The following is an 11,249-nucleotide window of genomic DNA, read 5'->3' on the forward strand; positions in this document are numbered from 1 at the left end:
TATGGGGAGTGCTTACTTAGACGCAAAAGGAAAGCAGGCTTTCGGCAAGCCGGCAAAAACCGTGCCCGGACATGGTGGGTTGCGAAAGACAGCCGCGATCCAGACCCTGGCATCGCTCATGTGGATCCCACAGGCGGCACTCCTCGCCACTGCAGTCGGCCGGATTGCCGATGGCGGCGGCTTCACCAATGTTCTGTGGCCCGCCGTCTACATCGCCCTGCTCGGCATAGCGAAAAGCTGTCTCGAGGCAGCTGGCGGCCGCATGGCATTTCGCGCCGCGCGCGCCGAGCTGACAGCGCGGCGTGAACTGGCCGCCGCAGCCCTCGCCCGACGCTCGCCGATCGACAGCACGAAGCCGAGCTCCGGCGAGGCCGCAAGCGTTCTCGGCGAGCAGGCCGAGATGATCGTTGCCTATCTCTCGCGCTTCCAGCCGGCTCGCTTCAAGGCGAGTGCCGTACCGCTGGTCATCCTTGCCTGCGTCTTCCCGATTTCGTGGATTGCCGCCCTCATTCTCTTGATCGCCATGCCGCTGATCCCGGTCTTCATGGCATTGATCGGCTGGCGCGCGCAGGCGGCAAGCGAAAAACAGCTGGCAGCGACCGGCGGCCTCAACGGTTTCCTCCTCGACCGGCTGCGCGGGCTGGCCACCATCCGCGCGCTTGGTGCCGTCGACGCGACCGCGACGAGGCTGAGAGCCGACGCCGACGCGCTGAAGGTCCGGACGATGGCTGTGCTGAAGATCGCCTTCCTGTCGTCGGCCGTTCTGGAGCTTTTCGCGGCTCTGGGCGTCGCGCTGGTCGCCGTTTACATCGGCTTCTCCCTGCTTGGAGAAATCCGCTTTGGCGCCTGGACAGCCGGGCTCCACCTGACGACCGGCCTCTTCGTGCTGCTGCTTGCGCCCGCCTTCTTCGAGCCGCTGCGCGAACTCTCGGCCGTCTGGCATGACCGCGCCGCCGGTGAAGCTGCGATCAAGGCGATCGATGCGCTGAGCACTGGCGGCCTCATGCTGCCCGAGGACGCCGACCCATGCGCAGGCAAGCCAACCACGCCAGCTGGCGCCATCCGACTGCAGAATGTCGGCTTCCGCTACGGCAAGGATACCGGCATGACGATCGACGCCTTCGATCTGAACATCCGCCCCGGCGAGCATGTCGCACTGCTCGGCGCCAGCGGCTCTGGAAAATCGACCCTGCTCGCCCTGATTGCCGGCCAGGCTGCGTGCGAGACCGGCAGCATCACCATCGACGGACAGCCAGCCAACCCCGCCCTCCGGGCCAAGATCGCCTGGGTCGGCCAGAAGCCGCACATATTTGCAGGCACGATCGCAGGCAACATTTCTCTCGGTCGGCCCGGCGTTTCGATGCAGGCCGTGGCGAGGGCGCTCGAGCTCGCCAAGCTCGGCCGCTTCGCCCGCAGTCACGCTCGACGCCCGCTCGGCGATGGCGGCATGGGACTTTCCGGCGGCGAAGCGCTGCGCCTCGCAATCGCCCGCGCCGCCTGCAATGCGGACGCCTGCATCGTGCTTGCGGACGAGCCGACCGCGCACCTCGACGCCGAGACCGCAAGCGAGATCACCGAGGGCCTGCTTGCTCTTGCAAGGGGACGCACGCTTGTCGTTGCGACCCATGACCCGCGGCTTGCCGCGCGCATGGACCGGACGATCGCCCTCGATCTCGAAACCGCACGGGAGGCCGCCGAATGAGCGCATCGCTTTCCAACCTCAAGCCGATCGTCAAGCTCTTCCTGACCGAACGACGCCGCGGCTTGATCCTCGGGGCAGCACTTTCGGCGACCACGGTATCTGCAGGGATTGCCCTGCTCGGCCTCTCCGGCTGGTTCATCACGGCAACCGGCATCGCCGGGCTTTCGGCAGCAACGCTCGCCACCTTCGACGTCTTCATGCCGTCGGCCGGCATTCGCCTGCTTGCGCTCGGCCGGGCCGCTTCGCGCTACGGCGAGCGGCTCACCACCCATGACGCAACGCTGAGCGTGCTCGCCGCTCTGCGCGAACGCTTGTTTCGTGGATGGTCCGTGCCCGGTGCCGCCAGGCAGCTTGCACGCCGGCCCGCCCGCCTGCTCTTCCGCCTGACGGGCGACATCGACGCGCTCGATTCCCTTTACCTGCGCGTGCTGGTTCCGGCAGGCGTTGCGATCTGCGCGGCGATTGCCGCGAGCATCGCGCTCGGCCTCATGCATCCACTCTTCGGACTGGCGGCCGGCATCGTGCTGGTTGCCGCCGGTCTCGGCATTCCCTTCGTCGCCGGACGTCGGGCCGCAAAGCACGCTCGCCGCCGTGCCTATGGCATAGAGGCGGTTCGCGCGCGCACCGTTGATCTCGTCGCCGGCCAGACGGACTTGCTGATAGCCGGGTGCCTTGATGCGCAGCGTGCGGCGATCGCCGATGCCGACCGCTATGCCGCTTGCGCCGACGACCGCCTCAACCGCGTCGAAGCCGGCGTCACATTCGGCTTCGGCCTCACCGCTACCGCGTTGCTCAGCGGTTCGCTAATGGCTGGGGCAGCATTGAGCGTAGCGGGCACGATCAGCCCGCCGGTCGCCGCGCTCGGGGTGCTGATGATCTTCGCCGCAGTCGAGCCCTTCGGTGCGCTGCGCCGTGGTGCGATGGAGCTCGGCCGAACCCTGCTTGCCGCCCGCCGCATCGCGCCGCGCCTGTCGGCAGATGAAGACGCACACCGCAACGCTGCATCGGCTCCCGGTCTGGCGTTCCGCCTGAACGAAGTGACCGCGGGATATGACGCGGAAATGCCTGTGCTAGGTGACATCAACCTCGATCTAGAGGCCGGCGAAAAACTCGCATTGATCGGCGCAAGCGGTAGCGGCAAATCGACACTCCTTTCGCTTCTCGCAGCCGAAATGCAGGCCCGCCACGGAGCCGTCGAATGCGTCGACGCGACCCTGCTGACGCAGCGCACGGAGCTTTTCCAAGATAGCGTTCGCGGCAATCTGCAACTCGCGAGCCCCGGTGCAAGCGACGTCGCGCTGCATGGGGCGCTCGCCGCCGCCGGTCTCCTGCGCGCCGTCGTCGCTCTGCCGCGCGGCCTCGACACGCCGCTTGGCGAAGGCGGCATGGGGCTCTCGGGCGGTCAATCGCGCCGCCTTGCCCTCGCCCGCCTCTTCCTGCGCGACGCGCCGCTCTGGCTGCTGGATGAGCCGACGGAAGGCCTCGATGGCGCAACCGCGCGCGATGTCATGAGCCGTCTGGTGGAGAAAGCGGAGGGACGCTCGCTCGTCATCGCCACGCATATCCGTCGGGAGGCCGCGATCGCGGACGTCATCGCGGTCATGGAGGATGGGCGCATCACGGACGTTTCGCGCCGCGGAGAGGCCGCGTTCGAAAAGGCTTTGAACCGGCTGAGACCGGACTGAACCACACCGCATGACCGCCAGGCAATCCGGTTTGGCGGGAACCCTTCGTACCCCGTGGGACCGTGGGAGAAAGACAATGGAACTAGACATCGTCGCGCTATCGCGCTTCCAATTTGCGCTGACTGCGCTTTACCATTTTTTATTCGTGCCTTTGACGCTCGGGCTCTCCGTGCTGCTCGCCATCATGGAAACCGTCTACGTCATGACGGGCCGCCAGGTCTGGCGGCAGATGACGAAGTTCTGGGGCATACTCTTCGGCATCAACTTTGCAATCGGGGTCGCCACCGGCATCGTCATGGAGTTCCAGTTTGGCATGAACTGGAGCTACTACAGCTACTATGTCGGCGATATTTTTGGCGCACCGCTGGCCATCGAAGGGCTGATGGCGTTCTTCCTTGAAGCAACCTTCGTCGGCCTGTTCTTCTTCGGATGGGACAAGCTTTCGAAGGTCGGTCACCTGGTCGCGACATGGTGCGTGGCACTCGGCTCCAACTTCTCGGCTCTCTGGATCCTCGTCGCCAACGGCTGGATGCAGAACCCGGTCGGCTCGGCGCTCAATCCGCAGACAATGCGCATGGAAATCACCAGTTTCTTCGACGTGGTCTTCAATCCGGTCGCCCAGGCGAAATTCGTCCACACCGTATCGGCCGGTTATGTCTGTGCATCGATCTTCGTGCTCGGCGTCTCGGCCTGGTACCTGCTGAAGGGTCGACACCTCGAAATCGCCAAGCGTTCAATGACGGTTGCGGCATCGTTCGGCCTGGCATCGGCGCTTTCGGTCGTCGTCCTCGGTGACGAAAGCGGCTACCTCGCAACCGAAAACCAGAAGATGAAGCTCGCCGCCATCGAGGCGATGTGGGAGACGGAACCAGCGCCCGCCGCCTTCACCGCCTTCGGCTTCCCCGACCAGGAAGCGCGCGAGACGCATTTTGCCATCCATATTCCCTGGGTCATGGGTTTGATCGGCACACGCTCGCTGACAACGGAGATCCCCGGTATCGACAAGCTCGAGCAGCAGGCGGAAGCCCGCATTCGCGACGGTATCAAGGCCTACGACGCGCTGATGCAGATCCGCGCCGCGGCAACGCCGGACGGTATCGCACCTCAGGTCCGCACCTCGTTCGAGGAACTGGGACACCAGCTCGGCTACGCTCTTCTTCTGAAGCGCTACGTCGACGATCCGCGCCAGGCCACCGACGCGCAGATCACCCAAGCCGCACGGGACACGATCCCGCATGTACCGACGCTCTTCTGGTCGTTCCGCATCATGGTCGGGCTCGGCATGTTCTTCATTGTCTTGACGGCCACCTTCTTCTGGCTCTCGGCACGGCGTCATCTGGACAAGTACACGCTCCTGCTGAAGATTGCCGTCTTCGCGATCCCGCTTCCCTGGATTGCCATCGAATCGGGTTGGATCGTTGCTGAAATCGGCCGTCAGCCGTGGGTCATCGAAGGCGTTCTACCGACGGCAATGGCGGTGTCGAGCCTCGGCGCAAGCACGGTACTGCTGACAATCATCGGCTTTGCCGCGCTCTACACCACGCTCATCATCGTCGAGATGACGCTGATGATCAGAGCCATCCAGAAGGGGCCGGAGCCGGACGACGAGCCGGAAGCAGAGCTTATTTCCGAAACCCTCGTTCCCGCTGCGGAGTAATCCATCATGGTCCTTTACGAACTGATAGACTACGAAATCCTGCGCTTGATCTGGTGGCTGCTTCTCGGCGTACTCCTGATCGGCTTTGCCGCCACGGATGGCTTCGACCTCGGCGTCGGCACGTTGTTGCCTTTCGTCGCCAAGACGGATACCGAGCGCCGCGTCGCCATCAACACGATCGGCCCTGTCTGGGAAGGAAACCAGGTCTGGCTGATCGTTGGCGGGGCCGCTACTTTCGCCGCCTGGCCGCCGCTTTATGCAGTGTCGTTCTCGGGCTTCTACCTCGCGATGTTCGCGATCCTGTTTGCGCTCATCCTGCGCCCGGTCGGCTTCAAGTATCGCTCCAAGCGCGAGAGTGCCCGCTGGCGCAACAACTGGGACTGGGCGCTGTTCGTCGGTGGTTTCGTACCGTCGCTGATCTTCGGCGTCGCCGTTGGCAACGTGCTCCAAGGCGTGCCGTTCCGCTTCGACCCGGCTGACATGCGCATCTTCTACGAGGGCTCGTTCTTTGGCCTTCTCAACCCTTATGCTCTGCTTTGTGGCCTGCTCTCGGTCGCCATGTTCGTCATGCACGGCGCTTCCTGGCTGGTCCTGAAAGCAAGCGGCACGGTCGCCGAACGGGCAAGACGCTATGGCAGCCTCGCCGCGCTCGCCGTCATAGTCCTTTTCGCACTCGGCGGCATCTTCCTGGCGCTTGGTGTGAGTGGCTACAGCATCACCAGCGAGATCAATCGGGCCGGCCCGTCGAACCCTCTGCTCAAGACGGCCACCCACGATGGCTCCTGGCTGGCGAACTATGGCACCTACGCGTGGATGCTGATTGCGCCGGTCCTCGGCTTCCTCGGAGCAGCAGCCGCCTTCCTCGCCCTTCGGGCAAAATGGGAAGTCGCTACCCTGCTCTTCAGCAAGCTCTCGATCTTCGGCATCATCTCGACCGTCGGTCTCTCGATGTTTCCGTTCATCCTGCCCTCCTCACTCGACCCGAGGTCGAGCCTGACGGTATGGGATGCCTCGTCGAGCCACATCACGCTGTTCGTCATGCTTGTCGTGTCGCTGATCTTCCTGCCGATAATCGTCGCCTACACCGCCTGGGTCTACAAAGTCCTCTGGGGCAAGGTCGATGAAGAGACCGTCAACGACAAGAGCGGCCACGCTTACTGAAGGAGAAAGACGATGTGGTATTTCGCATGGATCCTCGGCCTGCCGCTGGCCGCCGCCTTCGCCGTCCTCAACGCCATGTGGTATGAGCTGATGGACGACGAAGCCAAGAAGCGAAAGCAGTAGCGCTTAGGCGTCCTGTTTGAAACCAACGAAGGGACGGTCTGCGCAGGCGCTCGTCCCTTTTTTGCCTGAGAGACGTCAGCTACGAAATTCTGATGCTCACGAACTCAAAGGTTAATAGCTCCGGCCAATAGCTGGGGCTAATAGCTGGCCTCGACGAAAATCCGGGCCAGAGCTTCGACGCCGGCCTGATCCTCGGCCTCGAAGCGCGACGCGGTCGGGCTGTCCAGATCGATGACGCCAAGGATTTTACCGTTGCGTTGAAGCGGCACCACGAGTTCCGAACGCGAGGCGGCGTCACAGGCGATATGCCCGGGAAACGCATATACGTCCTCGACGAGGATCGAAGTCCCCTTTTCCACAGCCGTACCGCAGACCCCGCGGCCCACCGCGATTCGAACGCACGCGGCCTTGCCCTGGAATGGTCCAAGAACCAGCTCCTTGTCCGATTTCAGGAAGTAGAAGCCCGCCCAGTTCAGATCCGGCATCATTTCGAACATCAGAGCCGATGTATTCGCGGCATTGGCGATCGTATCGCTTTCGCCATGCAGCAGCCCCTTCAGCTGCTGGCAAAGCTCTTTGTAGAAATCGGCCTTGTTGGCGGAATTTATGGTCGCGGCCTGAAACATATCCGTTATCGCTTCCGTTTGCGTGGTGAGCGTCGATATAGGGGCACGCATCCCGATTGCCAAACGCAATCGTGAGGAGCAGGATGGACCATCATGTCACTAGATGGCGATAGTGATCAGCAACCATCTTGTCGGTCGATGATCCGACTCTATGTAGTGCCCTGTCGCGACCTATTGCGGGTCGCGAGTTAAATCGGCCGGCAGCTGCGGTTTGCGCGCACGGCGATATCGGGCGACGGTCAGGTAAAACGCAGCCGCCCCTCATTGTTAGGGCATTCCGACGAGCGCAGCAGCTATCTCGGCAGGGCTGCGCAAGAAGTCATGAAGCCGCTTCGGCTGGGCAGATTGATCCATTGATTTCAAGCAGAGGTAAGGACGATGACACCGGAAGACAGACGGGCGGTCTTTAGCCACCGCCAGATAGCGGCAATCATTGAAGGCATCATGCAGGAAGACGGCACCGAGGAGCCGATCACGGGAAAATCGCTTGGCGAGGCGATCCTCTTCGTATCGGAAGAAGCGGCGACCAGCGCATCCAGCGCCCATGTCATTTACGGCGAGAACGGCTCGCTTAGCTATACCGATTGCCTGAGCGTTTACCGCGACTACGGCGTGGCTCTTCGCCAGACGCCGAATTGAGACAGAGCGCTGGGCGGGCCGCGCCCAGCGCTCTTCCCCGTAAGCAGAAGGATGCAGTCGATATGGCGAAGCGAAGTGCAGGCCTGCTGATTTACCGCCTCCATGATGGTGGCTACGAGGTCCTCCTGGTTCACCCGGGGGGGCCTTACTGGGCAAAGAAGGACATCGGCGCCTGGTCGATCCCCAAGGGCCTCGTCGACGAGGACGAAGATGAACTTGATGCGGCAAGACGTGAAGCCCGCGAAGAGCTGGGCGTCGACGTCGAAGGAAGCTTTCACCATCTCGGGGAGTACAAGCAACCCGGTGGCAAGATCGTTGCTGCCTGGGCGGTCGAGGCCGACACCGATCTCAAAGCAACTGCCAGCAATCGCTTCCAGATGGAGTGGCCGCCGCGCTCCGGCGTGATGGTTGAATTTCCCGAAGTGGATCGGGCCGAATGGTTCACGCTGGCGGATGCGGAGCGAAAGATCCTGAAAGGTCAGCACCCCCTGCTCGTGGATTTCCGTCGACGGCGGTCGCAAAGTCCCCTGGAGGCATATGCGAGCTGATCAATGATGACAGCCGGGCTTGCGATTGTGCATGGCAGCTATTCGCAATCAGCTCTCGCGTTGCCGTCGGCGGTCCGTAAGAGTTCAAAACACTCTCCTGCGGACGAATCTAGAAACATGACAGCCCATTCTTCGCCGCTGCGCGGTGTTCTCGTCGCGTTCGGCGCCTATGCCGTATTTGCCTTCAGCGATGCATCGATCAAGATATTGCACGGCGGCGTGCCGGCCTATCAGATCGCCTTCATCGGTGCACTGTTCGGCTGCGCAGCACTGCCCTTCATCAAGGGCAGAGATGACACCTGGGTCGATATCGTCAGAAGCACGAACCGCACCCTTTGGCTGCTGAGGTTCGCCTGCGGCGCCATAGGAGCAATCGCTTCGATCATCACGTTCACAAAGCTGCCGATGGCTGAGGCCTTCTGTCTGCTGTTCCTTCTGCCGTCGTTCGTGACCATTCTGTCGGTCATCTTTCTCGGGGAAGACGTACGCTGGCAGCGCTGGGCCGCCGTCATCGTCGGCTTCGTCGGCGTTCTGGTCGTGCTCCGTCCGGGCTTCCGCGAGTTGTCGGTCGGTCATCTTGCGGCGGCGATCGGCGGCTTGGCTGCAGCAATCTCGATCGTCATCATGCGAAAGATGGGGCCGGCCGAAAAGCGCCTGTCGCTGTACGGCGCAGCCTTGCTCGGCACGCTCGCCGTCAGTGGCATCCTGATGCTGTCGGAGGTGGTTGTTCCAACCCCGCGCCAGTGGCTCTTCATCGCAAGCTATGGCCTGCTTGGCGCGGCCGGTAACGTGCTGCTGATGACAGCCGCCCGGCTCGCACCGGCAAGCCTGGTCGCCCCTCCGCAGTACAGCCAGATGTTGTGGGCGATCGCATTCGGATATCTGATCTTCGACGACACCATCGACCTTCCGATGGCTGCCGGCATCGTTCTCATTATCTGCTCGGGCTTGCTGACGCTGGCCCGTGAAAAGAAGCGTGGTACGCCGCTGCCGCGAGCCGTCGTTTCGGCTGACAGCCAGGCGCCGCTTGCAACATCGACCGACGAGACCGGCGACGTGGAGCGACCAGCTCAAACGGCCTTACACGCGATTTCTCAAGCCTAAAAAAACGCCTTTGCCGAGGTCGAATGACGTTGGCAAAGGCGGTTTTCTATGTTTTCAGGGTCTGGTGATCGGGACCGTTAGCGGCGCAGGACCGGGCAGCCGCGGATATTGCCGAAGCTGATTTCATCGGCGCCACGGCGCGTCCAGCCCTCGACGATCACGCGGCGGGGCGTGACGTCGACCACGCGGGTACGACGAAAACCGTAGTCGCGCGCGATATCTTCTGCGAGCCGAGGGTCGCAGCCACGCTGACGCCGCTGCGGGCGATCATAGTCAGGCGGTGGCGGGCGGTAGTAACCGGGAGGCGGTGGCGGGCGACCATTGCCAATGTAGACGTCTACCTGAGCGGATGCCGGTGCAGCTGCCCCGGCAACAGTGCCGGCGGCGAGCAGCGTCGCAAGGCCCGCCTTGGCCAGAAATTGCATCATCGAAAGTTCTCCATCGGGGTGCGGCAGGGCCCTTCCCCATTCGATACACTCTTACCGGCAAGGTCAGGTCCAACCTTTCCGGATCTGCGCATTCATATGCGATTCGCACAAAGCAGGGTGAAAATGGCGTGGCCAAGGCAAGCTGACGGCGCATTTGTGGATGACGCCAATCAGCGGCGGATCAAGGGGCAGCCGCGAACGTTGGCGAAAACCATCCGGTCCCAGCCCCGATAATTGCGGCCGGAAACGACCACACGCCGGCCCGTGACGGTCGTGACGCGCGCGTAACGCAGACCTGTCCAACGTGCCTTCTGGACAGCTTGTACGGGCGAGCAGGCATACACGGGACGGTATTGGACATCGACAACTGGCGCACGTCCCCATTCCGAAGCCGAGGCGGTCGGTGCGCCGAACGGAACCGAGGCCAATGCGATAATGGCGGCAAACGAAGCCTTGGCGATGAAATGGGTCATGATACGAACCTCTGAACCGTCGCTTACATCTCCCATTCGGGATCATGGCGACGATAACCCACTGAAAATGAATGATCTTCGAACCGACCGTTCAGTTCCGGTTCAGCCACCGAGATGCAGCACGATCTCACGCCGATGCGGCCGGTCGCGGTGTTCGAACAGGTAAATCCCCTGCCACGTGCCGAGCGCAAGGCGTCCCCCGACAACCGGAATGCCGATGGAAACCTGCGTCAACGCAGCCTTGATATGCGCCGGCATATCGTCCGGTCCCTCGGTCGTATGAACGATCCAGCCCATCGAGGGATCGGACGCGGGAGGCACCAGTCGGCGAAAGAATGCATCGAGATCGGTGCGGACGTCCGGGTCGGCGTTTTCTTGAATAAGCAGTGAGCATGAGGTGTGGCGCACGAAAACGGTCAGCAGCCCCTCGGCCGCGCCATTGGTGCGAACGAAGGATGCTGCCTCCGCCGTAACCTCGTAAAGGCCCTGGCCCCTGGTGGAAACGCTGATGATCTTCTGGGGCATGGCGCCGGTTCCGCTAAGCGTCTCTTTTACCAGACGTGGCGTTGAGCTGCCCGCATGTCAATGCAGCTTCCTCGCTGCTCAAAGCTGCAGAAAGGGAACGAACCCACCGAAAATCATCCGCTTGCCATCGAAGATCGACTTCCACTCGTCGCCTTGAAGACGAGGGTCTGCCATCACCTTCACCATGATGTCATCGCGCTCCTGGCGTGAGCCATAAACGATCCAGGAAAAAACCACGACTTCGTCGTCGGCAGCCTGCACGGCGCGCGGAAACGAGGTCAGTTCCCCATACGGCACGTCGTCGGCGATGCATTCCACATACTCTTTCGCACCGTAAGACTTCCAGATCGCACCTGTGGTCGCCGAAAAGGCCTTGTACGCCTCCATGTTCTTCTGCGGCACAGCCACGACGAACCCATCGACATAGGACATGGTTTTCTCCCTTTTGCGTTGTAGCACGTCCAAGGACGAACGGAGTTGGCTTGGACCGACAGCCCTCTTCAAATTAAGATTAGGCAGGATCGGCGATAGGCAAGAGACTTGCCGCGAACTTCCAATCGGGAATAATTCGCTGACCG

At 62.3% G+C, this 11,249-nt stretch carries 13 protein-coding genes; 8 read left to right on the forward strand and 5 right to left on the reverse strand.

Annotation, left to right across the window (positions count from 1 at the left end; genetic code table 11):
* Nucleotide 1: 1 nt before the first annotated feature.
* The 5 genes from cydD to cydX all read left to right on the forward strand — a co-directional run bounded on the left by cydD (nucleotide 2) and on the right by cydX (nucleotide 6,328).
* Entirely contained in the window at nucleotides 2-1,702 is a 1,701-nt protein-coding gene (cydD, locus tag WGT02_RS15070) for a thiol reductant ABC exporter subunit CydD (RefSeq protein ID WP_024317556.1), read from the forward strand.
* Nucleotides 1,699-3,387 (forward strand): thiol reductant ABC exporter subunit CydC, encoded by a 1,689-nt coding sequence (cydC, locus tag WGT02_RS15075; protein WP_208250047.1) that lies wholly within the window; start codon nucleotides 1,699-1,701, stop codon nucleotides 3,385-3,387. Before cydD ends, cydC begins: the two co-directional genes overlap by 4 nt.
* 76 nt (nucleotides 3,388-3,463) lie before the next feature.
* Nucleotides 3,464-5,044: a cytochrome ubiquinol oxidase subunit I gene (locus WGT02_RS15080; protein ID WP_208250045.1), complete on the forward strand. Its 1,581-nt coding sequence runs from the start codon at nucleotides 3,464-3,466 to the stop codon at nucleotides 5,042-5,044.
* 6 nt (nucleotides 5,045-5,050) lie between these two features.
* On the forward strand, nucleotides 5,051-6,205 hold the full coding sequence (gene cydB, locus WGT02_RS15085) for a cytochrome d ubiquinol oxidase subunit II (RefSeq protein WP_024317559.1): 1,155 nt from the start codon (nucleotides 5,051-5,053) through the stop codon (nucleotides 6,203-6,205).
* A gap of 12 nt (nucleotides 6,206-6,217) precedes the next feature.
* The gene (gene cydX / locus WGT02_RS15090) at nucleotides 6,218-6,328 is read left to right on the forward strand and encodes a cytochrome bd-I oxidase subunit CydX (RefSeq protein WP_007790147.1); all 111 of its coding nucleotides are present in this window, start codon (nucleotides 6,218-6,220) and stop codon (nucleotides 6,326-6,328) included.
* A 137-nt stretch (nucleotides 6,329-6,465) separates the two neighbouring features.
* On the opposite strand, the gene WGT02_RS15095 is transcribed toward cydX, so the two are convergent.
* Nucleotides 6,466-6,954, reverse strand: coding sequence for a GAF domain-containing protein (locus WGT02_RS15095; RefSeq protein ID WP_208250043.1), 489 nt, complete (start codon nucleotides 6,952-6,954; stop codon nucleotides 6,466-6,468).
* Nucleotides 6,955-7,332: 378 nt separating this feature from the next.
* On the opposite strand from WGT02_RS15095, the gene WGT02_RS15100 reads away from it, so the two are divergent.
* The 3 genes from WGT02_RS15100 (at nucleotide 7,333) to WGT02_RS15110 (ending at nucleotide 9,245) form a co-directional block, all read left to right on the forward strand.
* Complete coding sequence (locus WGT02_RS15100; RefSeq protein ID WP_024317561.1) at nucleotides 7,333-7,593, forward strand: hypothetical protein; 261 nt, start codon at nucleotides 7,333-7,335, stop codon at nucleotides 7,591-7,593.
* A 62-nt stretch (nucleotides 7,594-7,655) separates the two neighbouring features.
* On the forward strand, nucleotides 7,656-8,141 hold the full coding sequence (locus WGT02_RS15105; protein ID WP_208250042.1) for an NUDIX domain-containing protein: 486 nt from the start codon (nucleotides 7,656-7,658) through the stop codon (nucleotides 8,139-8,141).
* A 117-nt stretch (nucleotides 8,142-8,258) separates the two neighbouring features.
* Nucleotides 8,259-9,245: a DMT family transporter gene (locus tag WGT02_RS15110; RefSeq protein WP_024317563.1), complete on the forward strand. Its 987-nt coding sequence runs from the start codon at nucleotides 8,259-8,261 to the stop codon at nucleotides 9,243-9,245.
* A gap of 77 nt (nucleotides 9,246-9,322) precedes the next feature.
* Here WGT02_RS15110 and WGT02_RS15115 read toward each other — a convergent pair whose 3' ends face one another.
* The 4 genes from WGT02_RS15115 to WGT02_RS15130 all read right to left on the reverse strand — a co-directional run bounded on the left by WGT02_RS15115 (nucleotide 9,323) and on the right by WGT02_RS15130 (nucleotide 11,103).
* Nucleotides 9,323-9,673: a hypothetical protein gene (locus WGT02_RS15115; RefSeq protein ID WP_024317564.1), complete on the reverse strand. Its 351-nt coding sequence runs from the start codon at nucleotides 9,671-9,673 to the stop codon at nucleotides 9,323-9,325.
* A 170-nt stretch (nucleotides 9,674-9,843) separates the two neighbouring features.
* The gene (locus tag WGT02_RS15120) at nucleotides 9,844-10,146 is read right to left on the reverse strand and encodes a hypothetical protein (RefSeq protein ID WP_024317565.1); all 303 of its coding nucleotides are present in this window, start codon (nucleotides 10,144-10,146) and stop codon (nucleotides 9,844-9,846) included.
* A 102-nt stretch (nucleotides 10,147-10,248) separates the two neighbouring features.
* On the reverse strand, nucleotides 10,249-10,671 hold the full coding sequence (locus WGT02_RS15125; protein WP_024317566.1) for a secondary thiamine-phosphate synthase enzyme YjbQ: 423 nt from the start codon (nucleotides 10,669-10,671) through the stop codon (nucleotides 10,249-10,251).
* A 78-nt stretch (nucleotides 10,672-10,749) separates the two neighbouring features.
* Complete coding sequence (locus tag WGT02_RS15130; protein WP_024317567.1) at nucleotides 10,750-11,103, reverse strand: DUF1428 domain-containing protein; 354 nt, start codon at nucleotides 11,101-11,103, stop codon at nucleotides 10,750-10,752.
* Nucleotides 11,104-11,249 lie beyond the last annotated feature (146 nt).

The sequence above is a fragment of the Rhizobium sp. T1470 genome, from assembly GCF_042140505.1.
Lineage (GTDB): Bacteria > Pseudomonadota > Alphaproteobacteria > Rhizobiales > Rhizobiaceae > Rhizobium > Rhizobium favelukesii.